The organism is Bacillus cereus group sp. BfR-BA-01430, assembly GCF_022663115.1.
Lineage (GTDB): Bacteria > Bacillota > Bacilli > Bacillales > Bacillaceae_G > Bacillus_A > Bacillus_A cereus_BD.
Genome location: NZ_JAKUEW010000012.1, coordinates 60,030 through 83,891, shown reverse-complemented (window position 1 = coordinate 83,891; position 23,862 = coordinate 60,030). Strand labels below are relative to the sequence as shown.

Sequence of the window (23,862 nt, the reverse complement as noted above, 5' to 3'; positions counted from 1 at the left end):
TACATATTTTATGTGATAATGAAAGAAGATAGAGAAAGATCGTGCTTCCATGTATATGGAATAGTTTCCATTACTTGATTCTGGCAGTTTTTTTTGGTAACGTACAAATAGAGTTATTATTTTATAATGATTATAAAGTAGGTATTTGGTAGGAAGATTGTCTCATTAGTTTGTGAATTCGAGGAAAAAGGATAAAAAATTACGTTGTTCACACGATTGTCAGATTCATAACAGGAAAGTTGTATTATGATAGTAGATAAGGTGATAAAACGGGTGAAGGGGGACATGCTGCGTGCATATTCTTGTTGTTAGTGTAAATTATCGAACAGCCCCTGTAGAGATTCGTGAGAAACTCACATTTCAGGCAGCAGAACTAGAACGAGCAATGACGACATTACAAAGTCAAAAAAGCGTGCTAGAGAATGTCATTGTATCAACGTGCAATCGTACGGAGATTTATGCTGTTGTTGATCAATTACACACGGGACGATATTACATTAAGAAATTTTTAGCTGATTGGTTTCAGCTTGAGATAGAAGAAGTTTCACCATACTTGTCTATTTTTGAACAAGATGGTGCAATTGAGCATTTATTCCGCGTTACGTGCGGATTAGATTCTATGGTAGTTGGCGAAACACAGATTTTAGGTCAAATTCGAAATAGCTTTTTAACAGCCCAGGAGGTAAAGGCAACAGGAACCATTTTTAACGAATTGTTTAAACAGGTCATTACGTTAGCAAAACGTGCACATTCAGAAACGACAATTGGTGAAAGTGCAATGTCTGTTAGCTATGCCGCTGTTGAACTTGGGAAGAAAATTTTTGGTGATTTAACAGACTGTCACGTTTTAATTCTTGGTGCTGGAAAAATGGGTGAGCTTGCACTGCAAAACTTATATGGAAGCGGAGCTCGAAAAGTTACTGTTATGAACCGTACATTTACAAAAGCGGAAACAATGGCAGAAAAATATATGGGGCATGCGAAGCCGTTAAGTGAACTACAATGTGCTTTATTAGAAGCGGACATTTTGATCAGTTCAACAGGATCTTCGAATTATGTCATTACGAAAGAAATGATGAAAAAAGTAGAACGCATGCGCAGTGGTCGCCCATTATTTATGGTTGATATTGCCGTACCTCGTGATATCGATCCAGAAATCAATGAATTAGAGGGTTCTTTCTTGTACGATATCGATGATTTACAAGATGTAGTGGAAGCGAATCGTGCTGAGCGTTTAAAAGAAGCGGAAAAGATTCAATTTATGATTGAAGAAGAAATCGTTTTATTTAAAAATTGGTTAAACACGCTAGGTGTTGTGCCTTTAATATCGGCTCTTCGAGAGAAAGCGTTAGGAATTCAAAGTGAGACGATGAGAAGTTTAGAACGAAAAATTCCAACGTTAAGCGATCGGGAGAAAAAGGTTATTAGTAAGCATACAAAAAGTATTATTAATCAATTGTTGAAGGATCCAATCTTGGTGGCAAAAGAGCTAGCTGCAGAAGAGGAAGCAACGGAAAAGCTTGCTTTATTTGCGAAAATTTTTGATTTAGAAGTACAAGAAGAGGTTGAACATACGGAAGAACCGGAACATAAACGAGCGTGGACACCATCCGTTTCATCTTTATAATACGAAAGGATGATCGGATGAGCTTTTTAAATAATAGTATTATTTATCATATCGCAATTATTTTATATGCTTGTAGCATTAGTTTATATTTTATAGATTATTTTCAAAGTAACCGAAAGGCGAATCGCTTTGCTTTTTGGTTACTTTCCATTGTATGGGTGTTACAGTCTGTTTTTATGTTGCTAAGAGCTACAGAGTCAGAAACGAATCCGATTCTAACCTTGCTATCTGGGATTTATTTTTATGTATGGCTATTGATTACAATGTCATTAGTCATCAATCGGTTTATGCGAATTGACTTCTTAGTTTTTTTTACAAATGTTGTTGCTTTTGGTGTAAGTGCGTTTTCTATTTTTACGCCGCTCGGAAAGATGTCGCCTGTACTCGCTGAGCAATTAGTTTCAGAGCTTGTTTATGTGCATGTAGGTATGGCGATTATTTCCTATGCAACATTTACCGTTTCATTCATTTTTTCTATTATGTATTTACTTCAGTACCGGCTTTTAAAACAGAAAAAATGGAATGCTAGATTAAGAAGATTAGGAAATTTACCAAAACTTGAGTCGATGTCTTATGGCTTAAATTTGTTTTCTGTACCATTTTTCTTATTGGCCATTTTACTCGGATGTATATGGGGATATACGAAGTTAGATAATTTTCATTGGTATGACACGAAAGTAATCGGGTCTTTTGTTGTTTTATTTATGTATTGTGCAGGTTTATATTTACGAGGAGCAGATGCATTGCACGGAAAAAAGATTATCCAATGGAATATTGGTGCATTCCTAGTTATGTTAGTTAATATTTTCCTATTGAGCAGTTTATCCAACTTCCATTTTTGGTATTTATAATGAGGAGAGAAAGTTATGCGCAAAATTATTGTAGGTTCAAGAAAGAGTAAGCTGGCATTAACACAAACGAATTGGTTTATTGATCAATTACAAGCGCTTGGCTTACCGTATGAATTTGAAGTAAAGGAAATTGTTACAAAAGGGGATGTCATTTTAGACGTTACGCTTTCTAAAGTAGGCGGTAAAGGGTTATTTGTAAAAGAGATTGAGCATGCTCTTCTTACAAAAGAAATCGATATGGCTGTACACAGTATGAAAGATATGCCTGCTATGCTCCCAGCTGGTTTAACAATCGGGTGTATACCAAAGCGTGTTGATCCGCGTGATGCATTTATTTCGAAGAATGGGGAATCGTTTCAGGAGTTAGCAAAAGGTGCAACTCTTGGCACGAGCAGTTTAAGACGTAGCGCACAATTATTGGCTGCTAGACCTGACTTACAAGTGAAATGGATTCGTGGAAATATCGATACGAGATTACGTAAATTACAAGAAGAAAACTATGATGCAATCATTTTAGCGACAGCTGGACTAAAGCGGATGGGTTGGGATGATGATGTGATTACAGAACACCTGGACGAATCATTATGTGTACCAGCTGTAGGACAAGGTGCTTTAGCTATTGAATGTCGTGAAGATGATAAGGACTTATTGCAGTTATTAGCACATATGAACGATGCAGCAACAGAACGAACAGTAGCGGCAGAAAGAGTATTTCTTCATAAGCTTGAAGGAGGATGCCAAGTACCTATTGCAGGATATGCAACACTTCAAGAAGATGAAAGAATTCAATTACAAGCGCTTGTTGGATCAACGGATGGCTCTGTCTTATTAAAAGAAACAGTAGTAGGGACAAACCCCGAGACAGTAGGATTAGAAGCGGCAGAGCGCTTAATTCAGCAAGGAGCAAAAGAGCTCATTTTAGCTGCAAATAAGGAGCAACAGTAACTATGAATGCCCTTGTTGGAAAAAAAGTGCTCGTTACACGTGCCCAGCATCAAGCTGGGCAAATGAGCGCAGCAGTGAGAAAAGAGAGCGGAATTCCAATGGAAATTCCGCTCTTGCGTATAGATGGGGTATCTCAAGAAAAGCTTCAAAGGATAGCCAAACAGTTGCATGTATACGATTGGCTCATTTTTACGAGCAAAAATGGAGTAAGGTTCTTTTTGGAGGCACTAAATCAGAAACTTCCGCCTGCTATAAAAATTGCTGCAGTCGGTATAAAAACGGCGCAAGAACTAGAAGCAAGAGGGTATCAAGTTCATTTTGTTCCAACGGCGTTTGTTGCTGAAACGTTTGCGATGGAATTTGTGCAAACATTAAACGGGACAGAGCGTATTTTATTTCCAAAAGGGAATTTAGCTAGAGATGTAATTTCAGTGAAACTTCGTGAAGCTCGGGTGCTTGTAGAAGAGTTGGTTGTCTATGAAACGAAACTAAATGATGAGAAAAAAGAAGACTTAATCGGAGCTTTACAATCGAATCAAATTGATGTGATTACATTTACAAGTCCCTCTACAGTTGAAAGCTTTGTAAAGTTACTTGAGGGTACAAACTGGAGAGAATGGATAAAAAAATGTACAATTGCTTGTATAGGACCAATAACAGAAAAAGAGGCAAGAAAGTATTTTAAATATGTGCTTGTTCCAGAAGAATACACGATAGAATCATTAATACAATGCATTTCCAAGTTTTATGTAAATGCATAATGAAAATAAAAGAATGGGGATAGAATTTTATGAACTCTTTACAATTTAATCGTCATCGTCGTTTAAGACAAAGCGGAAATATGCGTGCGCTTGTACGTGAAACATTTTTACATACGGAAGACTTTATTTACCCTATTTTCGTACTTGAAGGTGAAAATATTCGTAACGAAGTTCCTTCTATGCCAGGCGTATATCAAGTTTCTTTAGATTTACTGCAAGCTGAAATGCAAGAAGTGGTTGATTTAGGTATTCGTTCTGTTATCGTATTTGGCGTACCTGCTGAGAAGGACGAGATTGGATCTTCTGCATTTTGTGAACACGGCATTGTACAACGTGCGATTCAACAAATTAAAGAGCAATTTCCAGAGTTAGTCGTCATTGCGGATACATGTTTATGTCAATATACAAGCCATGGTCATTGCGGTGTAATTGAAGATGGTATTATTTTAAATGATAAATCGTTAGAAATTCTTGCAAAAACAGCTGTAAGCCAAGCGAAAGCAGGAGCAGATATTATTGCTCCCTCTAACATGATGGACGGATTTGTCACAGCTATTCGTCATGCTTTAGATGAAAATGGTTTTGCACACGTGCCGGTTATGTCTTATGCAGTGAAATATGCATCTGCATTTTATGGACCATTCCGTGATGCAGCGCATGGTGCACCGCAATTTGGAGATCGTAAAACATATCAAATGGATCCAGCAAATCGAATGGAAGCATTCCGAGAAGCTGAGTCAGATGTAATGGAAGGAGCAGATTTCTTAATTGTAAAACCAGCTCTTTCTTATTTAGACATTGTTCGCGATGTGAAAAATAACTTTAATGTACCGATTGTCGCATATAATGTGAGCGGAGAATATTCTATGATTAAAGCAGCTGCCCAAAATGGCTGGATTAATGAAAAAGAGATTGTCCTTGAAAAATTATTAAGTATGAAACGTGCGGGTGCGGATTTAATTATTACGTATCATGCAAAAGATGCAGCAAGATGGTTACGAGAAGGGGGCGCGCGATAATGAAAAAGTTTGATAAATCGATTAAAGCGTTTGAAGAAGCTCAAGATTTAATGCCTGGTGGTGTAAATAGCCCAGTTCGTGCATTTAAATCGGTTGGGATGAATCCGTTATTTATGGAGCGAGGAAAAGGTTCTAAAGTATATGATATCGATGGAAATGAGTACATTGACTACGTATTATCATGGGGACCGCTTATTCATGGACATGCCAATGAGCGTGTTGTAGAGTCGTTAAAAGCTGTTGCGGAAAAAGGAACAAGCTTTGGGGCACCAACAGAAATTGAAAATAAATTAGCTCAGCTTGTGATTGAACGTGTGCCATCTATTGAAATTGTGCGTATGGTAAACTCTGGAACAGAGGCAACGATGAGTGCGCTTCGTTTAGCACGTGGTTATACAGGACGTAATAAAATTTTGAAATTTATCGGTTGTTACCATGGTCATGGTGATTCTCTATTAATTAAAGCTGGTTCTGGCGTTGCAACACTTGGTTTACCGGATAGTCCTGGTGTACCAGAAGGTGTAGCCCAAAATACAATTACAGTAGCTTATAATGATTTAGAAAGCGTAAAATATGCTTTTGAACAATTCGGAGATGATATTGCTTGTGTAATTGTTGAACCGGTAGCAGGAAATATGGGAGTTGTACCACCTATACCAGGATTTTTAGAAGGACTTCGTGAAGTAACTGAGCAATATGGAGCGCTGCTTATCTTTGATGAGGTAATGACTGGATTCCGCGTTGCATATAACTGTGGACAAGGATATTACGGTGTAACACCTGATTTAACTTGCTTAGGAAAAGTGATCGGTGGCGGTCTACCGGTAGGAGCATATGGTGGTAAAGCAGAAATTATGCGTCAAGTTGCGCCTAGTGGACCGATTTATCAAGCAGGTACTTTATCTGGTAACCCACTTGCGATGACAGCGGGATATGAAACATTAATACAGCTAACACCAGAATGTTATAAAGAGTTTGAACGTAAAGCAGAAATGTTGGAGAATGGTTTGCGTCAAGCTGCGGAAAAACATGGTATACCACACCATATTAATCGAGCAGGTTCGATGATTGGTATTTTCTTTACGAATGAACGAGTGATTAACTATGATGCAGCAAAAACATCGAATTTAGAGTTTTTTGCAGCTTATTATCGTGAAATGGTAGAACAAGGTGTGTTCTTACCACCATCTCAATTTGAAGGATTATTCTTATCAACAGCACATAGTGATGCTGATATTGAAGCAACAATTGCTGCGGCAGAAATTGCAATGTCAAAATTAAAAGCATAAATAAAAAGGTTGTTTGGAATCTTCCAGGCAACCTTTTTCATTTATAAGAAAAGACCACATGTGCGATTTTTTTACTCATAAAATGTCCCCAAGAAACATAAATCTGTAATGACATACAGTTTGGGAGGGGGAAAAGGAGTGGCAACAGATCATTCATTACGTTTTTCACTAAAAGAATCGGTTTGGTTCCAAAAAGGACAGGAAGTCGAAGAACTTTTGTCAATTTCGTTAGATCCAGACGTTGAGATAGAAGAGCTTGAACATGAAGTGATTGTGCGAGGTCAGTTAGATTTAACTGGGGAATATATTGCAAAGAAAGAGGAAACTGAGTTTTCAACGAGTGAATTATCCCCGGCGAAATCAATTGATTATGTGGAAGAGAGAGAAGATGGTACTCATGAACTTGTTCATTCGTTTCCACTAGAAATTTCCATTCCAAGAAATCGAGTAAAGGTAATTGAAGAATTGTATGTTTCTATCGAGGAATTTGATTATGAGTTAAAGGAAAATGGCTGTTTACAATTGTTAGCTGATATTTCTATATACGGATTAAATGATATTGAGCGTGAGCTGGATGATGTGGAAGATATAGAAAGTGAACATGTGAACGGTAAAAGAGAAGAAGAGATAGAAACAGTTGAAGAGGAAAAAGAGCTGGAAGAGCCGAAAGAAACAGCAGAAATCATTCTTCAATCAGAATCAAACGGATGGGAAGATTATGCCTTTGAACCGTTTCAATTAGAAGAACGGAAAGAACAAGAGTTAGTAGAGGAAGAAGAATTAGAAGAACATGATGTAGAAGAGCGAGATAAAGAGGAAACGATGCCGCAAGTTGAATTGTTTGGACGAACAGGTTTTCAAGAAAAAGAAACGAAGAAAGAAAAGGAAGACCAAGAAGAACCTGTATATTCTCAAAGAGATGAAAATGCCTTATATTTAACAAAATTGTTTACAAAAGAAGCAGAAGAAGAATTTACAAAGGTGAGAATGTACTTTGTGCAAGAGGGAGATACAATCGAGTCGGTAGCAGAGCGTTATGAGACATCTGTGCAACATTTACATCGCATGAACCGAACGGACGATATTTATTTAACAGCAGGTCAAGTTATTTATATACCTGTTCCAAAAGCGAAGTCAAAATGAGTGAAGACTATTCTTCACTCATCTCTTTTCTTCCATTTGAATTTTTGGATGAGAAAGGATTAGTCGGATGGATATAGAATTACGCAATCGCTATGAACCAATTGTGAGACGATATCAATTGAATGTAGAGCACATCGAAGAATATGGGAATGTAATGAGGATTTATACGAATCAAGGCCCGTATGCATTAAAAAAATTGCCGAATCAAAGACTAGAGCGCAATCACTTTATGCATCATATTCAATATTTAAAAGAAAAAGGTTTTTCCAACTATGTTCCCATCTATCATGCGATGGATGGGAATTATATTTTGAGTGACGGAACATATAGTTATTATTTAATGCCTTGGCTTGAGAAAGCTGACGGGAATGACGAGGGTAATGGTCAATATCATAAAATGTTTCAAACGTTAGCGATGCTTCATAAAAAAACAGTGCGAGAGGAACCGTATACAGAAGAGGCGTTAGAAAATCATTATACAAATATAGCGGATCGCTGGGAGCAAGATGGTGAAATATTAGAAGAATTTCTTGTTCAATCCGAATCAAAGTGGTATATGTCACCATTTGAATTACAGTATTGTACGTATTTTCATCATGTGATGAGAGCGCGAGATTTTGCGACAAAGCAACTTACCGATTGGTATGAAGCGATGAAAGAAAAAGAAAAAACACGCATTTCCTTCGTGCATGGAAATGTATCTCTCAATCATTTTTTATTTGATTATGAGAGGAATGGCTATTTTATTAGTTTAGAAAGATCACAATTTGCGACTCCTATTCAAGATATTGTAGGTTTCTATACACGTTCTTTAAATACCTATCCAATTGCTAGAAGTGACCGTTTTGAATGGTATCAGGAATATCAAAAACATTTTCCCTTTACAAAAGAAGAACAACTCCTAATGTATGCTTATTTAACGTATCCCTCTCCATTTATTCGTCAAATCCGTTCGTATGTAAAGAAGAAACAAGTTCGCAATGAGCAAAAAGAGTTTCAAAATGTGAAAATGTTACAGCAATCTCATTGGCTTGTAAGTAATATTGAGTATTTTCTTTCCCAACTACAAGCTGTACAGCAGGGAAACGGATCATAGCCGTAGTTTTGAAACTACGGCTGAAAATGTAAGCGAATCGTTGCTATAACAAAAATAATCAAAATGATAAAATCTAAAAATGTTGGTAGCAATAAGGTGCGAATCCCTTGGAAAATAGTCAGTGGTATTGCAAAATCAGAAAACATTGTTTGTAAACTTCTAACCCATGAGGGGGCAGAAAAATTATAGGAACGCCGATAACGTCGCATCATAATGATTCCTCCATCTAGGAAGTCAATCTATTTTGTAGTCTATGAAAGGGGAAGGTAATGTTACAGTATGTAGGATAAGTGCTGAATGTGCTTATCCTACTTTTACTTTAATCCCGCTACTTTTGGGTAGCTTGATTCATGAAGGTGAATAATCGGTAAGGATGAAGAAATAACAATGAGTAACGTTTCATGTTATACTTTTATAGTGCAAATAAAGATCAGACTGAGTAATCATTTAACATAAAATTTTTTTATCTTGACGAATATGGTTTCGTTTTTTACACTATTGTATATAATAAATAACAATTATATAAATGCATTGAAGGGGAAGAGTATAACATAAAACGTCTTCAGAGAGGGGAATTATTAGCTGGGAGATTCTCTAGATAGTCATGTTAGAAGGTAGCCCTGGAGCATCTTTTCTGAACGGATCTATTCTCATTAGGAAAAGACGGATTTGACCGTTATCAAATAAAGAGTATAAACAAATCTTGCATTTGTTTGTAAATAAAGGTGGTACCGCGATGTCCCTCGTCCTTTTTGGATGAGGGGCATTTTTTATTTTAAGGAGGGAAAGTAATGTCAAATACGGAAAAGAATTTACCGACTAAATATGATCATATGTCCGTTGAAGAAGGACGTTATCAATGGTGGCTTGAAGGTAAATATTTCGAAGCAACAGGAGATGAGAAGAAACAACCATACACAATTGTAATTCCACCTCCAAACGTAACAGGTAAATTGCATTTAGGGCATGCTTGGGATACAACGCTTCAAGATATTTTAACACGTACAAAGCGCATGCAAGGTTACGATGTATTATGGCTTCCAGGTATGGACCATGCAGGTATTGCAACACAAGCAAAAGTAGAAGCGAAACTTCGCGAAGAAGGAATTTCACGTTACGATCTTGGACGTGAAAAGTTCCTTGAGAAAGCATGGGAGTGGAAAGAAGAGTATGCTTCTCACATTCGCCAACAATGGGGAAAAGTTGGTTTAGGATTAGATTACTCTCGTGAACGTTTTACTTTAGATGAGGGTTTATCTGATGCGGTTAAGAAAGTATTCGTTCAATTATATGAAAAAGGTTTAATTTACCGCGGAGAATATATTATTAACTGGGATCCAGCAACGCGTACTGCACTTTCTGATATTGAAGTAATTCATAAAGATGTTCAAGGTGCATTCTACCATATGAACTATCCGTTAACTGATGGTTCTGGTTACATTCGTCTTGCGACAACTCGACCAGAAACAATGCTTGGTGATACAGCGGTTGCGGTTCACCCAGAAGATGAGCGCTATAAACATTTAATTGGAAAAACAGTTACACTTCCAATCGTAGGTCGCGAAATTCCGATTATTGCAGACGATTATGTAGATCCAGAGTTCGGTACAGGTGTTGTGAAAATTACACCAGCTCACGATCCAAATGACTTTGAAGTAGGTAACCGTCATGATTTACCACGTATTCTTGTAATGAACGAAGACGGTACAATGAATGAAAAAGCTGGTAAATATAACGGTATGGACCGTTTTGAATGCCGTAAAGCGTTAGTGAAAGACTTACAAGAAGCTGGTGTATTAGTAGAAATTGAGCCTCATATGCATTCTGTAGGGCACAGTGAGCGAAGTGGAGCAGTTGTTGAACCATACTTATCAACACAATGGTTTGTAAAAATGGGACCACTTGCAGAAAAAGCAGTGGCACTTCAGCAAAAAGAAGAAGAAAAAGTAACATTTGTACCAGAGCGCTTTGAAAACACATATTTACGATGGATGGAAAATATTCATGATTGGTGTATTTCTCGTCAATTATGGTGGGGACACCGCATCCCAGCTTGGTATCATAAAGAAACTGGTGAAGTATATGTAGGTACAGAGGCGCCTGCAGATATTGAAAACTGGGAGCAAGATAACGACGTACTGGATACATGGTTTAGCTCAGCATTATGGCCATTCTCTACACTTGGTTGGCCAAATGAAGATGCAGAAGACTTTAAACGTTACTATTCAACAGATGCTTTAGTAACTGGTTATGATATTATCTTCTTCTGGGTATCTCGTATGATTTTCCAAGGTTTAGAGTTCACAGGAGAGCGCCCATTTAAAGATGTATTAATTCACGGTTTAGTTCGTGATGAACAAGGTCGTAAAATGAGTAAATCTCTTGGTAATGGTATTGATCCGATGGATGTTATTGATAAGTACGGTGCGGATGCAATGCGCTTTTTCTTATCAACAGGAAGTGCGCCAGGTCAAGATTTACGCTTTAGCATGGAGAAAGTAGAATCTACTTGGAACTTCATTAATAAAATTTGGAATGCATCACGCTTCGTATTAATGAACATGGATGATATGAAATATGAAGATATCGATTTAACTGGTGAAAAATCCGTTGCGGATAAGTGGATTTTAACTCGTTTAAATGAAACAATTGAAAGTGTAACACGCAACATGGATAAATATGAGTTTGGTGAAGCTGGCCGTTCATTATACAACTTTATTTGGGATGATTTCTGTGACTGGTACATTGAAATGGCAAAACTCCCACTATACGGTGAAGATGAAGCGGCGAAGAAAACAACTCGTTCTGTGTTAGCATATGTACTAGATCAAACGATGCGTTTACTACACCCATTCATGCCGTTCGTAACAGAGAAAATTTGGCAGCACTTACCGCATGAAGGCGAATCGATTACGGTATCGGCATGGCCGACAGTTCGTGAAGATTTACAGGATGAAGAAGCAGCAGCAGAAATGCACCTTCTTGTTGATATCATTCGCTCTGTTCGTAATATTCGTGCCGAAGTAAATACGCCAATGAGCAAAAAAGTTCAACTACAAATGAAAGCGAAGGATGAAGCAGTACTTGCTCAACTTACAAAAAATAGTTCTTACATTGAGCGTTTCTGTAATCCAAGTGAACTAATCATTAAGACAGATTTACAAGCGCCAGAAAAAGCGATGACTGCTATCGTATCAGGTGCAGAGTTATTCTTACCGTTAGCTGACCTTATTAATCTTGAAGAAGAAAAAGCTCGCTTACAAAAAGAGCTTGAGAAGTTCAATAAAGAGGTAGAACGTGTGCAGAAGAAACTTGCAAACGAAGGTTTCGTAGCGAAAGCTCCTGCGGCAGTAATTGAAGGAGAACGTGCGAAAGAAAAAGATTACTTAGAAAAACGTGAAGCGGTTCGTCAACGCTTAGCAGATCTTGAAAAATAAAATCATTGAAAAGAGACTCCCTATCTTGGTGAGTCTCTTTTATTTGCGTATAATAGAGTTACAGTTTATTTGTGATATTGGTTTGTTCGTTGATTGGAAAGGGGATTGACTCGCGTGATACATACATACGAAGAAGCAATTGGCTGGATTCATAGCCGATTAAAGTTTGGGATTAAACCAGGATTAGAAAGAATGCGGTGGATGCTTGGAGAGCTTGACAATCCAGAGCGGCATATAAAATGTGTTCACTTAGCAGGTACAAATGGTAAAGGTTCGACTTTAACATATATGCGCTATATGCTAGAGGCAGAAACATATAAGGTAGGAACATTTACATCTCCATATATTGAAACATTTAATGAACGGATTAGTGTGAATGGAAAGCCAATTTCAGATCAAGAGATTACTGACCTTGTAAATATAGTAAAGCCTGTTGTAGAAAAATTGGATGAGACAGAGTTTGGAGAAGCAACGGAGTTTGAAATTATTACAGTCATGGCAATGTATTATTTCGGCAAAGTGAACATTTGCGATCTTGTTTTATTTGAAACAGGTCTTGGTGGGCGTTTCGATTCTACTAATGTTGTGCATCCTGTTTTAACAATCATTACAAATATTGGTCATGACCATATGCATATTTTAGGAAATACATTAGCAGAAATCGCATATGAAAAAGCTGGAATTATAAAGTCAGGGGTACCGGTAATTACGGGAGTGCAAGATGGGGAAGCACTTCAGGTGATTCAAAAGGTTGCAAATGAAAAGAATGCCAGCCTTTATGAGATGGGAAAACAATTTACAGCCGTGCACCAGCGTTCTAATGAAGAGGGAGAGCATTTTGACTTTTCTTGTCCATTTGCTTCATTTAAAGATATACAAATTTCTATGAAAGGAGATCATCAAGTAAGAAATGCAGCACTCGCATTAATGGCGGTGTTGTATTTGAAAACATACATGTCATTTTTAGTGGAAGAAGAGAATATTCGCATAGGCTTAAGTGAAACGTATTGGATTGGTCGATTCGAAAGATTAAGACGTAATCCAGATGTGATTATAGATGGCGCACATAATCCAGAAGGCATAGCAAGCCTTGTTCAAACGGTAAAATCGCATTACAGTGACAAGAATGTGAGTATTTTATTTACGGCTCTTGGTGATAAAGAACTGGGTCATATGGTAGGACAATTGGAAGCGGTAGCGGATGAAATGATTTTTACAACTTTTGATTTTGATCGTGCAATCTCTGCTAAAGAATTAGCAAGTTATGCAACTAAGGAAACAAAAAAAGTAGTTGAGAATTGGAAAGGGGCAATTGATCAAAAGCTACTGGCGTTACAAGAAAATGATGTGTTTATCATAACAGGTTCTCTTTATTTCATCTCAGAAGCTCGAAAATATATTGTTGAGAAAAACTAGGATAGCAGTAGCTGTCCTAGTTTTTTTGTTCTACAAATGAAGTCAAATGCATACACATAAAGTAACTATATGGGACAATTTGACGAATCTTTTTGACAAATATCTTGTTTATTTGTAAATGGAATATGATATGATGCGGATAATGATAAGAGGCGAGGTGTGATGGTATGGACAAGCAATCACGGAAAATCTCTATTAAAGTGAACGGAACAGAAGCGAAGTATGAAGAAAAGCAAAAGGAAGTGGATGAATTTAATTGGAAGGTAGTGGAAAGTGAAACACTGCGAAATGTAGTCCCTTTTCAACAAGTAAAGACTTCAAAGGTCAAGACATTTCGGAAAAAATGGAGTAATGTTCTAATCTTTACGATTGCGACTGCCATTATTATGGGGACAGCGCTAGGGATGGGAATGCTTCATTTATTAACAGGAAAAGGCGCACGAGAAGAAACCACTGTAATGACTTCGCAGCAACATACGGCGGAAACAGAGCCTAAAGAAACAAGTATGGAAGGACAGAAAGAAGATGCTTCAAAGGTCGGAAATACACATGCAGCATTAGCGCCAATTACATTGTTTTTTGTACAAGGGGGGCTATATTCGTCAGAAGAAAAAGGACAGGCTGCTGTGCAAGAGTGGAAAGAGAATGGTCGCATCGCTGCTCTTAAACCAAATGGAGACAAATATGCACTCGTTGTAGGGATTACGAGTGATGAAAAATCCGCAGGTAAGTTAATGGAACAATATAGGAATGACGGTATACCTGTTTTGAAAAAGAATTGGGAAATTACAGATAAGGCCTTGTTGAAAAACGATAAAGAGCTTGGCATTTTTCTTAGCAAGTTACAGTCCTTATATAGTCATTTTATAAAATATGTATCCAGTATCCAAATGGGAGAGAAAGGAAATCAAGCAGAAATCGCTGCAATTGAAAAAGAATGGAAAGGACTTGAAAAGGAAGGAGCGGCAATAAAACGGAATGATGTAAAGAAATTATATACGTATACATCTGTGGCAGTGCAAACGATTAAGGAAGGAAAGCGAGATAAATCGACAGTAGCAAAGCTGAATCAAGTTGTGATGGATGGGTTGCTTTCTTATGAAAAAATAGTTTCACAAAAAGCGAAATAATATGATAATAGAAGGGAAGAAGTACATATATGCTTCTTTCTTTTCTTTTTGGATGTCATAATAGGTAAAAGAGCTTTATTACTGCGGGGAACATAATAATTTAATTTAGTAGAAGTATGTATGTTTCAAAAAGAAAGTGGTTTTTTATAATTTGTGGGAATGATATTCATTTGATACGATTAATTTATGGTTCTGCTGTATGTAAGACAGAAAGGAGAAAATATGAAAAAACTTATTTTAGCTTCTGGATCACCTCGTCGAAAAGAACTGCTTGAACTTGCAAATGTCCCGTTTGAGGTTGTTGTGAGCGAGGTGGAAGAAACAATAGGCGCATATTCATCACCAGCTGATATTGTAATGGCACTTGCTTTACAAAAAGCATCTGCTGTGGCAGAAACACATGAAGAAAGTATTGTACTAGGTGCAGATACAATTGTTACATATGATTCGCATATTCTTGGAAAGCCTAAAGATGCAGCAGAAGCAAAAGAGATGTTGCAACTTTTATCTGGGAAAACACATGAAGTGTATACAGGTGTTGCCCTTATCTCGAAAGAGAAAACCGTTACTTTCTATGAGCGTACAGAAGTTACATTCTGGGAGTTAACAGAGGAAGAAATTGATGTGTATATTGCAACAAAAGAGCCACTTGATAAGGCAGGAAGTTATGGTATTCAAGGGAAAGGCGCTATTTTTGTTCAACAGATTCAAGGGGATTACTACAGTGTAGTAGGCTTGCCAATTGCACGTCTCGTTCGCGAATTGCAACAGTTTAATAGCGATGCATCCCATGCGTGAATTTGCATGGGGTTTTCTTTGCGAAAAAAATAAGAAGGAGTGACAAGATGAACGGTATTCGTGATGTTTTGAAGGAGGAACAACCACGTGAACGTTTATTTTCGGAAGGAGCAAGCAGTTTATCAAACCGGGAACTTCTGGCGATTTTATTAAGAACAGGATCAAAGGAGGAATCGGTATTAACGTTGGCAGACAAAATTTTACATCACTTTGATGGTTTGCGAATGTTAAAGGATGCTACAATGGAAGAAATAACAAGTATTCATGGCGTCGGAGTAGCCAAGGCATCTCAACTCATCGCCGCCTTCGAACTCGGAAGAAGAATGGTGCGTTTAGAGTACCAGCATCGGTATAGCATTCGAAGTCCGGAAGATTGTGCAAGTTATATGATGGAAGAAATGCGTTTTTTACAGCAGGAACATTTCGTTTGTTTATATTTAAATACAAAGAATCAAGTCATGCATCGACAGACAGTGTTTATTGGAAGTTTAAATGCCTCAATTGTTCATCCGCGTGAAGTGGTGCGCCCATAAGGGTATTTAGAAAATCTGCTATAGCAAAGCAGTAGGGAAATATCACAATCTTTACCCTATCATCAGCCAACTGATCCAAGAGGGAAACCAAATGGGGAGTGTAGCATGTTGGCAAAGCCATAAGTTGTCTAGTTACCAAGGCACGACTGAATGGCGAGATGAAATTCATAGACAAGGATGAAAGCTGAATTGCTTGAATGATAGCTCAAGGGGGACTACGGGGACCTTCAGCGGGAGGTAACGATAAACGCTGTACGAAATATGCATGTTTCTTAAAGACTTCGAGAAACATGAAGTGATACTATTTCGACCATCTTCTATATGGAAGAAAAGAGCGAAAGTCACATCCGAAACTATGAAAGGCTATGTTTCTAAATGTCTAAATGGGGATTGCCTACGTTGGAATGCCATATACAGGCTATGACAATAGTGTTTGAATATCCAATATGGCAACGGAACTCTCGTAGTAGTCCGAGATAGGGAAAGCCTATTACATGGCGAAGGAGAGTAGTTTATCGAGTTTAATACAAAATTGGGAAGGAGCGCGAGGCTCTATGAGAAGTCCAAAAGTAGTATTAAGCACTCTAACTTCCAAATCGCAAAATGAAACGTACGTATTTGAACGATTATACCGAAATTTGTATAATACCGAGTTTTATTTAGAAGCTTATGCTAAACTTTGCCCTAATAAAGGAAGTAATACAAAGGGAATGAATGACGATACAATCGATGGGATGAGCTTACAAAGAATCGAACGTTTAATCGAAAAACTAAAAGAACAAACTTATCAACCACAACCAGCAAGCAGAACATATATCCCGAAGAAAAATGGTCAACCAAGGCCTTTAGGTAGTTCAACATTTGAGGATAAACTGGTGCAAGAAGTTGTTCGGCGAATTTTAGAAAGTATTTATGAACCGCAATTTTCAAATCATTCGCATGGTTTTAGACCAAATCGTAGCTGTCACACGGCTTTAAAAGAAATACGCAACACTTTTACAGGTGCGAGATGGTTCATTGAAGGAGATATAAAAGGGTTCTTCGATAATATCGACCATCATGTATTAGTTGTACTTTTACGAAAACGCATTAGGGATGAAAAATTTATAAATTTAATTTGGAAATTCCTAAGAGCAGGTTATGTAGAAGAATGGACTTTTTATAAAACCTACAGTGGAACACCCCAGGGGGGCATAATGAGTCCTTTATTATCGAATATTTATTTGCATGAATTGGATAAATATGTAGAAGAGTATATGGAATCCTTCAATAAAGATGAAAAGCGTAGCCATAATCTTGTCTATCATAACTTGGCATCAAGAATGAATTATTGTGAAAGTAAACGTAAACGTGATTGGGAACGATTAACTAAAGAAGAAAAAGCTTTATATAAACAGCTACAAAGCCATGATAGCAAAGATTTTTTTGACCAAAATGATTGCCGAATGAAATATGTAAGATATGCGGATGATTTTATTATCGGTGTGATTGGTAGTAAAAAAGAAGCTGAACAAATCAAGAAAGATTTAACTAACTTTCTTGCGATAGAACTCAAATTAAAATTAAGTGCTGAGAAAACATGGATCACGCACAGTCAGAAAAATGCTAGGTTCTTAGGATATGACATTCGAGTAGTAAGAGATTGGCACAGAATGAAGATGTCCAATGGTACGAAGAAACGAAAATTCAACTATGAAACGAAGCTATTCGTACCTCATGAGAAATACATCAAAAAACTCATTGATTTGGGTGCATTAAAAATTGGTAACAACAATGGATGGAAACCTGTTCATCGTCCGTATCTAGTGCATAATGATGACCTTGAAATTCTTCGTACGTATAATGCGGAAATTGAGGGACTGTATAATTATTATCGTTTAGCAAGTAATGTACATGTACTTCAATCTTTCCGTCAAACAATGAAATACAGCATGATTAAAACGTATGCCAATAAATATAAAAGTACCGTCAGGAAAATCAGTATTAAATGTAAGAGAAACGGGAAATTCGGGGTACGTTATGAAACGAAGGATGGTCCTAAAATTGCCTACTTTACGGAACAACGAATGGAAAAAAACTCGGAAATCAAAAGACAGTCGGTAGATATAATCGAAAATACAATCATTTACGGTGGTAGAACAAGTCTCATTGAACGCCTTTTAGCGGAAAAGTGTGAATGGTGTGGTGCAGAAAATGTTCCATTGGAGATGCATCATGTCCATAAGCTCAAAGATTTGAAAGGCAAAAAACGATGGGAACAAACCATGATTGCAAGAAATCACAAGACTATTGCCATGTGTATAAAATGCCACCATGATTTACACAATAGGAAGTTAGATGGATAAATGGAAAGCCGTATACTCTGAGAGGAGTACGTACGGTTTGGAGGGAAGTTCTGGGAAACCTACCTAGGAAACTAGGCAAGGCGCCGGGTTCTTACTCTACTTTAAAGAAGCTTTTCGCCGCGCAGCTGCCTCTATTATATGTCTGCATAATCATCCTTCTGGAGTGCGCCTGCAAGGTGCGTAATTTTAGCGTTTTCTTAGAAAACTAGAACTCCTTACAGTGTTCTATGGTCAGCATCTTACCTTGAGGGGAAACCCATAGAGGGAACATAGCATGATGTGAAAAGGAGAAAAGACGACAAAACTATCTCATGTCGAGTCAGTTCTTCAGACCAAGTGATGTATGGTAAAAGCTACACTGCTTGAAACCTAGACGAATGAGCGATGGGTGCGCCGTTGTCTACGATAGTTAACAGGCAATGAGGACAAAATGGGAGACATATTTTCGCTATGTCTGCTGGGTATCGCCTGAGCCCTGCCCATAGTAAGGTTTGTCCTTCAATCTTCCGCTAGAAGAAACCGTCGAAAGGGATACCTAACCATCACATATCTAAAATTATGTCATAATGCAGGGATTACCTAAGTGCAAGCGCCAATTGGCTATTAGACACAGGTCTATGAAAATTGCATACGGTAACGGAGTCTCCATAGTACTCAACGTTTGCTTGTAATGAGTTTAGCAGGGGGAAGGGAGACAGGTTGATGTTAACGTTAACTAGAAAGGAGTCATGAATATGGCAACCAATCCATTTCGACAGTTAGACGTTATAAGGAATGCCTCTCAAAAAGGAAACGTTATTACGGATTGTTACCGTCTTATGTATAAAAAAGAGTTGTGGATTAAAGCCTATGCAAAACTATATCCAAAGGCAGGAAACCTAACTAAAGGAACTTCTAATGAAACGATAGATGGTTTCAGTTTACAGAAAATAGACGACATAATAGAGCAATTAAAAGCTGGAACTTTCCGTTTTGCACTTATAAGAAGGGGTTACATTCCTACGTCAAATGGGAAAAAGAGAACGCTTGGAGTTCCTAATTTCAAAGATAAGTTAGTACAGGAAGTTATGAGAATGATATTGGAAAGTGTTTATGAACCAATCTTCTCTGAAAACTCACATGGGTTTAGAGAAGGGAGAAGCTGTCACACAGCATTATCTCAAATCAAGAACACATGGAAAGGATTAACATGGTGCATTGAAGGAGATATTAAGGGTTTCTTCGACCGTATTGACCATACTGTACTATTAAAGCTTATCTCCAAGAAAATAAATGACCATCGTTTCTTACTTTTGTTACATAGTGCACTGACTAGTGGAGTTATGGAAAACTGGACGTATCACAAAACGTACAGTGGTACACCACAAGGCGGCATCATTTCTCCTATCTTAGCAAACATCTATCTTCATGAGTTCGACCTGTTTATGGAAAAACAAATGAAGGTATTTGCTAAGGGCAAGTTTAGAATAAGAAATGAGAAGTACATCAAGCTTCGATCAAAAATTAGTACGCTATCACGAAAGATTAAAAGACTTGATGAAAAAAACGGGCATAGTGATTGGAAAGGGAGGAAGGAGTTAATCCTCAATATCCAAGAACTGAAAGTAAAACAAATAGAAGTTCCCTCTATCGACCCAATGGATAGAAACTATCAAAGAATAAAATATGTCCGCTATGCTGACGACTTTGTGATTGGAATTGCTGGCTCAAAACAGAGTGCTATGAAAATGAAGGAAACGATTCAATATTTTCTTGAAAAGGAACTTCACCTTGAACTCAGTGACGAAAAAACACTTGTTACCCATTTGGAAAACCCAATTCCCTTTCTTGGATATCAATTTCACAAATGGAACGAGGTTAAGATTAAACGAGTCACGTATAAAAACCAAAAACATCCATTAAAAAAGAGAACTCTATCGGGTGCGATTAAGTTAGAGATTCCTGAAAAGAAAATCAAAGAATTTGCAATTAAAAACGGATACGGTAATTTAGACAACTTTAAAATTATACACAGGGCAAAACTAATAAACAATTCGGAAATGGAAATTCTCCACACCTACAACGCTGAATTGCGTGGAATTGCAAATTACTATAAGTTAGCGAATAATTATCATCATTTAGATAAACTATTTTATTTAGCCGAAAGTAGTTTCATTAAAACAATCGCTAATAAACGAAGAAGTACCTCTATGAAGGTTGCTTCCAGCATGCGAACACATAAACAAGGCGTGTTATCCCTTGTTAGAAAAAACAAAGACGGCAATGAAAAACTTCATCAGTTCGTAAAGCTAAAAGACCTACCAAAGCATAAAGGTGCAATCAAAACCGACCTACCTGATATTGATATATTGGTTAATACATTGAAATATTCGAGCAGAACAGAATTTGAGCAACGTTTATTAGCAAATCGTTGTGAAGTGTGTGGTACAATAGAAGGTCAGATGGAAGTTCATCATGTCCGTAAATTAAAGGCCTTGAAGACGAAAAAACATTTAACATACTTGGACAAGAAAATGATTGAACGGAATAGAAAAACACTTGTTCTTTGTTATAAATGCCATCATGACCACCATGAGAAGCAAATTCCGATTAATCAACTGGCGAGCCGTATACGCTGAAAGGTGTACGTACGGTTCTGAGGGGGGGATTGTGAAACCTGCTTTGGAGACAAAGTAAGGCGCATGGTTCCTACCCTACGACCCGACACCAAGTCGCGAGGATATTGAAGTAACAAAGCGACTGGTAGAATGCGGTAAGATTATTGGAATCGAAGTCATCGATCATATTATTATAGGTGACCATAAATTTGTTAGTTTAAGGGAAAAAGGTCATATTTAAGACTATGCTTTTTACTTATTTTGTTTTATAATGTGATTTATGAGTTTTTTGTAGATAAATGTCTATAGTAAAGAATGGAAAATATAAAAACGTACTGTTTTATTATAAATATAAAGTAAGAAAATGAGTCCGTGAAGATGAGAAAGGAAGATAGATGACATGTTTGGATTTGGTGGTTTTACTCGTGATCTTGGAATAGACTTAGGAACAGCGAATACGCTTGTATATGTAAAAGGAAAAGGTGTTGTATTACGCGAACCTTCAGTTGTAGCATTGCAAACTGATACGAAGCAAATCGTTGCGGTTGGTAGTGACGCGAAACAAATGATTGGTCGTACACCAGGAAATGTCGTAGCTTTGCGACCAATGAAAGATGGTGTAATTGCTGATTATGAAACGACAGCAACAATGATGAAGTATTATATTCAACAAGCACAAAAATCAAATGGATTTTTCTCTCGTAAGCCATATGTAATGGTATGTGTTCCATCTGGTATTACAGCGGTTGAAAGACGTGCGGTAATCGATGCAACTCGCCAAGCTGGTGCACGCGATGCATATCCAATCGAAGAACCATTTGCAGCAGCAATCGGTGCCAACCTACCTGTCTGGGAACCAACTGGTAGTATGGTTGTTGATATCGGTGGGGGTACAACAGAAGTTGCCATCATTTCACTAGGTGGTATCGTAACAAGTCAATCTGTTCGTGTCGCTGGTGATGATATGGATGATTCTATCATTCAATATATTAAAAAGAACTACAATTTAATGATTGGGGAAAGAACAGCGGAAGCTTTAAAAGTGGAAATTGGATCTGCTGGAGAACCAGAAGGTGTAGAACCAATGGAAATCCGTGGTCGTGACCTAGTAAGCGGTTTACCAAAAACAGTGTTAATTAAGCCGGAAGAAATTGCAGAAGCTTTAAAAGATACAGTAGATGCAATTGTAGAATCAGTTAAAAATACATTAGAAAAAACACCACCTGAGTTAGCAGCGGACATTATGGATCGTGGTATCGTATTAACAGGTGGCGGTGCATTGCTTCGTAACTTGGATAAAGTAATTAGTGAAGAAACGAAAATGCCAGTTTTAGTTGCGGAAAATCCATTGGATTGCGTGGCAATTGGAACAGGTAAAGCGTTAGATAATATTGACCTTTTCAAAACTGCTCGTTAATATTTCAAATACAAAATCAATGAAATTAAGAGGGTGTGAACGTGCCACAGTTTTTCTTGAACAAAAGATTAATTGTTTTGCTAGTTAGTATTATTCTCCTCGTGGCATTGATTGGAATCTCATTGAAAGAACGGAAGAGTCTAACATGGCCAGAGCAGTTTGTAAAAGATACTGTCGGTGTTGTAGAACGTGTATTCCAAAAGCCAGCGAGTTATGTTGCCGGATTCTTCGAAAATGTAGAGGATATAAAGCGCACGTATGAAGAAAATAAACAGTTGAAAGAAAAATTAGACAAGTATGCGACTTTATCTACAGATTTAAAGAGGATTGAAGAAGAAAATAAAGAGTTACGTGAAGTAATTGGTGCGAAAGATTCGCTTAGAGACTATAAGCCAACGCAAGCAACTGTTATTTCTCGTAACCCAGACAAATGGTATGATTTAATTGGAATCGATAAAGGAGCTCAGCAAGGAATTAAAAAAGATATGGCAGTTATAACTGCAAGAGGCTTAGTAGGGCGTGTGAAGAGCGCGTCTCAATTTACATCAACAGTCGAATTGCTAAGTTCTATGAATCGTACCAATCGTGTCTCAGCTGTTGTTCAAGGACAAGAAGAGAACATTTCTGGGTTAATTGAAGGATATGATAAAGAAAAGCAATTGCTTCTTTTTACAAAGATTTCATCAGGCGCAAAAGTAGAAAAAGGACAGATGGTTGTCACATCTGGTCTTGGTGATATTTTCCCTGAAAACTTACCTATTGGGGAAATTGTAGAAGTAGAGCCGGATGCATACGGATTAACTCAAACAGCTTATGTAAAGCCTGCTGCGGATTTAAATGATGTGCACCAAGTAATGGTTGCAAAAAGAGTGAAGCCTTCAGCAGAGTTAGAACAGTAAGGGGGAGCAGAGATGACGATTTTAAAACGAGCAATTCTTCCCCTTCTGCTTCTTTTTTTCTTTTTATTTGAAAATATGTTTGCTACGGTTGTGCCAACGGAACTATTTTGGAAAGATACGATAGCAGTACCGCATTTCTTTATGATTGTCCTATGTTTTATTACTGTTTATTACGGCCCTCTTCAAGGTGTTTATTATGGGCTGTTATTCGGTTTTTTATTTGATATTGTATATACAGAGCTAGTTGGTGTATACATATTTGCTTATCCGATTTTAGCGTATCTTGTTTATAGTACGATGAGAATTTTACAGTTGAATCTATTTATTGTTTCTTTTATCGTATTGGCAGGAATAGCAGCATTAGAGTATTATGTATATGGATTTTTATCGTTATTAGGACGTATTCATGTACCAGCAAATATTTTTTTCACAGATCGTCTCCTTGCTACTGTATTGTTAAATGGAATTTTCTTATTGATAGTTTGTTTCCCACTGAGACGATATCTTGTACGTCTATCAAAGGCGATGGAAGAAAGAGAAAAAAGGATTTTCTGAGTTT

Annotated in this window: 18 protein-coding genes, 3 pseudogenes and 1 other annotated feature; of the genes and pseudogenes, 20 read left to right on the top strand and 1 reads right to left on the bottom strand. The window is 37.4% G+C overall.

Annotated elements, in window-relative coordinates; translation table 11 throughout:
* Positions 1-292: 292 nt before the first annotated feature.
* The 8 genes from hemA (at position 293) to ysxE (ending at position 8,731) form a co-directional block, all read left to right on the top strand.
* A complete protein-coding gene (gene hemA / locus MR058_RS17915) occupies positions 293-1,627 on the top strand; it encodes a glutamyl-tRNA reductase (RefSeq protein ID WP_242145260.1) in 1,335 nt (444 codons plus the stop codon).
* A 17-nt stretch (positions 1,628-1,644) separates the two neighbouring features.
* On the top strand, positions 1,645-2,478 hold the full coding sequence (locus MR058_RS17910; protein WP_242145259.1) for a cytochrome c biogenesis protein: 834 nt from the start codon (positions 1,645-1,647) through the stop codon (positions 2,476-2,478).
* A 15-nt stretch (positions 2,479-2,493) separates the two neighbouring features.
* Positions 2,494-3,423 carry a hydroxymethylbilane synthase gene (gene hemC, locus MR058_RS17905; protein ID WP_242145258.1) on the top strand — a complete coding sequence of 310 codons (930 nt, stop codon included), beginning with the start codon at positions 2,494-2,496 and terminating at the stop codon, positions 3,421-3,423.
* Between the two features lie 2 nt (positions 3,424-3,425).
* Positions 3,426-4,184, top strand: coding sequence for a uroporphyrinogen-III synthase (gene hemD / locus MR058_RS17900; RefSeq protein ID WP_242145257.1), 759 nt, complete (start codon positions 3,426-3,428; stop codon positions 4,182-4,184).
* A 29-nt stretch (positions 4,185-4,213) separates the two neighbouring features.
* Positions 4,214-5,203: a porphobilinogen synthase gene (gene hemB / locus MR058_RS17895; RefSeq protein WP_242145256.1), complete on the top strand. Its 990-nt coding sequence runs from the start codon at positions 4,214-4,216 to the stop codon at positions 5,201-5,203.
* The gene (gene hemL / locus MR058_RS17890; protein WP_242145255.1) at positions 5,203-6,492 is read left to right on the top strand and encodes a glutamate-1-semialdehyde 2,1-aminomutase; all 1,290 of its coding nucleotides are present in this window, start codon (positions 5,203-5,205) and stop codon (positions 6,490-6,492) included. Before hemB ends, hemL begins: the two co-directional genes overlap by 1 nt.
* Positions 6,493-6,600: 108 nt before the next feature.
* Positions 6,601-7,635 carry a stage VI sporulation protein D gene (spoVID, locus tag MR058_RS17885; RefSeq protein ID WP_242145254.1) on the top strand — a complete coding sequence of 345 codons (1,035 nt, stop codon included), beginning with the start codon at positions 6,601-6,603 and terminating at the stop codon, positions 7,633-7,635.
* Between the two features lie 67 nt (positions 7,636-7,702).
* Positions 7,703-8,731, top strand: a complete 1,029-nt coding sequence (gene ysxE / locus MR058_RS17880; RefSeq protein WP_242145253.1) for a spore coat protein YsxE — start codon at positions 7,703-7,705, stop codon at positions 8,729-8,731.
* A gap of 14 nt (positions 8,732-8,745) precedes the next feature.
* Here ysxE and MR058_RS17875 read toward each other — a convergent pair whose 3' ends face one another.
* A complete protein-coding gene (locus MR058_RS17875) occupies positions 8,746-8,943 on the bottom strand; it encodes a hypothetical protein (RefSeq protein ID WP_242145252.1) in 198 nt (65 codons plus the stop codon).
* 310 nt (positions 8,944-9,253) lie between these two features.
* Positions 9,254-9,485 (top strand) — a binding site (T-box leader).
* A gap of 37 nt (positions 9,486-9,522) precedes the next feature.
* Between MR058_RS17875 and MR058_RS17870 the strand changes: the two genes are divergently transcribed.
* The 12 genes and pseudogenes from MR058_RS17870 (at position 9,523) to mreD (ending at position 23,858) form a co-directional block, all read left to right on the top strand.
* A complete protein-coding gene (locus tag MR058_RS17870; protein WP_242145251.1) occupies positions 9,523-12,168 on the top strand; it encodes a valine--tRNA ligase in 2,646 nt (881 codons plus the stop codon).
* A gap of 114 nt (positions 12,169-12,282) precedes the next feature.
* Positions 12,283-13,584 carry a bifunctional folylpolyglutamate synthase/dihydrofolate synthase gene (locus MR058_RS17865; protein WP_242145250.1) on the top strand — a complete coding sequence of 434 codons (1,302 nt, stop codon included), beginning with the start codon at positions 12,283-12,285 and terminating at the stop codon, positions 13,582-13,584.
* A gap of 167 nt (positions 13,585-13,751) precedes the next feature.
* Positions 13,752-14,714 carry a stage II sporulation protein B gene (locus MR058_RS17860; RefSeq protein WP_242145249.1) on the top strand — a complete coding sequence of 321 codons (963 nt, stop codon included), beginning with the start codon at positions 13,752-13,754 and terminating at the stop codon, positions 14,712-14,714.
* Positions 14,715-14,936: 222 nt separating this feature from the next.
* Positions 14,937-15,512, top strand: a complete 576-nt coding sequence (locus tag MR058_RS17855; protein ID WP_242145248.1) for a Maf family protein — start codon at positions 14,937-14,939, stop codon at positions 15,510-15,512.
* A gap of 47 nt (positions 15,513-15,559) precedes the next feature.
* Positions 15,560-16,039 (top strand): annotated as a pseudogene (gene radC, locus MR058_RS17850) (RadC family protein); the annotation flags it as partial.
* A gap of 560 nt (positions 16,040-16,599) precedes the next feature.
* A complete protein-coding gene (locus MR058_RS17845) occupies positions 16,600-18,390 on the top strand; it encodes a reverse transcriptase/maturase family protein (protein WP_242145247.1) in 1,791 nt (596 codons plus the stop codon).
* A gap of 100 nt (positions 18,391-18,490) precedes the next feature.
* Positions 18,491-18,553: pseudogene (locus tag MR058_RS17840) on the top strand (JAB domain-containing protein); the annotation flags it as partial.
* 571 nt (positions 18,554-19,124) lie between these two features.
* Positions 19,125-21,008 carry a reverse transcriptase/maturase family protein gene (locus MR058_RS17835; protein ID WP_242145246.1) on the top strand — a complete coding sequence of 628 codons (1,884 nt, stop codon included), beginning with the start codon at positions 19,125-19,127 and terminating at the stop codon, positions 21,006-21,008.
* 79 nt (positions 21,009-21,087) lie between these two features.
* Positions 21,088-21,228, top strand: a pseudogene (locus MR058_RS17830) (JAB domain-containing protein); the annotation flags it as partial.
* 159 nt (positions 21,229-21,387) lie between these two features.
* Positions 21,388-22,404 (top strand): cell shape-determining protein MreB, encoded by a 1,017-nt coding sequence (gene mreB, locus MR058_RS17825; RefSeq protein ID WP_012095626.1) that lies wholly within the window; start codon positions 21,388-21,390, stop codon positions 22,402-22,404.
* A gap of 41 nt (positions 22,405-22,445) precedes the next feature.
* The gene (gene mreC, locus MR058_RS17820; RefSeq protein ID WP_242145245.1) at positions 22,446-23,303 is read left to right on the top strand and encodes a rod shape-determining protein MreC; all 858 of its coding nucleotides are present in this window, start codon (positions 22,446-22,448) and stop codon (positions 23,301-23,303) included.
* Between the two features lie 12 nt (positions 23,304-23,315).
* The gene (gene mreD, locus MR058_RS17815) at positions 23,316-23,858 is read left to right on the top strand and encodes a rod shape-determining protein MreD (RefSeq protein ID WP_242145244.1); all 543 of its coding nucleotides are present in this window, start codon (positions 23,316-23,318) and stop codon (positions 23,856-23,858) included.
* The last annotated feature ends 4 nt before the right edge of the window (positions 23,859-23,862 follow it).

Bases quoted from the DNA above. Each gene is read 5' to 3' on its own strand.
- MR058_RS17860 (WP_242145249.1), top strand. From the start codon at position 13,752: ATGGACAAGCAATCACGGAAAATCTCTATTAAAGTGAACGGAACAGAA.
- MR058_RS17845 (WP_242145247.1), top strand. From the start codon at position 16,600: ATGAGAAGTCCAAAAGTAGTATTAAGCACTCTAACTTCCAAATCGCAA.
- spoVID (WP_242145254.1), top strand. From the start codon at position 6,601: ATGACATACAGTTTGGGAGGGGGAAAAGGAGTGGCAACAGATCATTCA.
- MR058_RS17870 (WP_242145251.1), top strand. From the start codon at position 9,523: ATGTCAAATACGGAAAAGAATTTACCGACTAAATATGATCATATGTCC.
- hemC (WP_242145258.1), top strand. From the start codon at position 2,494: ATGCGCAAAATTATTGTAGGTTCAAGAAAGAGTAAGCTGGCATTAACA.
- MR058_RS17855 (WP_242145248.1), top strand. From the start codon at position 14,937: ATGAAAAAACTTATTTTAGCTTCTGGATCACCTCGTCGAAAAGAACTG.
- hemL (WP_242145255.1), top strand. From the start codon at position 5,203: ATGAAAAAGTTTGATAAATCGATTAAAGCGTTTGAAGAAGCTCAAGAT.
- mreD (WP_242145244.1), top strand. From the start codon at position 23,316: ATGACGATTTTAAAACGAGCAATTCTTCCCCTTCTGCTTCTTTTTTTC.
- hemD (WP_242145257.1), top strand. From the start codon at position 3,426: ATGAATGCCCTTGTTGGAAAAAAAGTGCTCGTTACACGTGCCCAGCAT.
- MR058_RS17835 (WP_242145246.1), top strand. From the start codon at position 19,125: ATGGCAACCAATCCATTTCGACAGTTAGACGTTATAAGGAATGCCTCT.
- MR058_RS17875 (WP_242145252.1), bottom strand. From the start codon at position 8,943: ATGATGCGACGTTATCGGCGTTCCTATAATTTTTCTGCCCCCTCATGG.
- ysxE (WP_242145253.1), top strand. From the start codon at position 7,703: ATGGATATAGAATTACGCAATCGCTATGAACCAATTGTGAGACGATAT.
- mreB (WP_012095626.1), top strand. From the start codon at position 21,388: ATGTTTGGATTTGGTGGTTTTACTCGTGATCTTGGAATAGACTTAGGA.
- MR058_RS17910 (WP_242145259.1), top strand. From the start codon at position 1,645: ATGAGCTTTTTAAATAATAGTATTATTTATCATATCGCAATTATTTTA.
- hemB (WP_242145256.1), top strand. From the start codon at position 4,214: ATGAACTCTTTACAATTTAATCGTCATCGTCGTTTAAGACAAAGCGGA.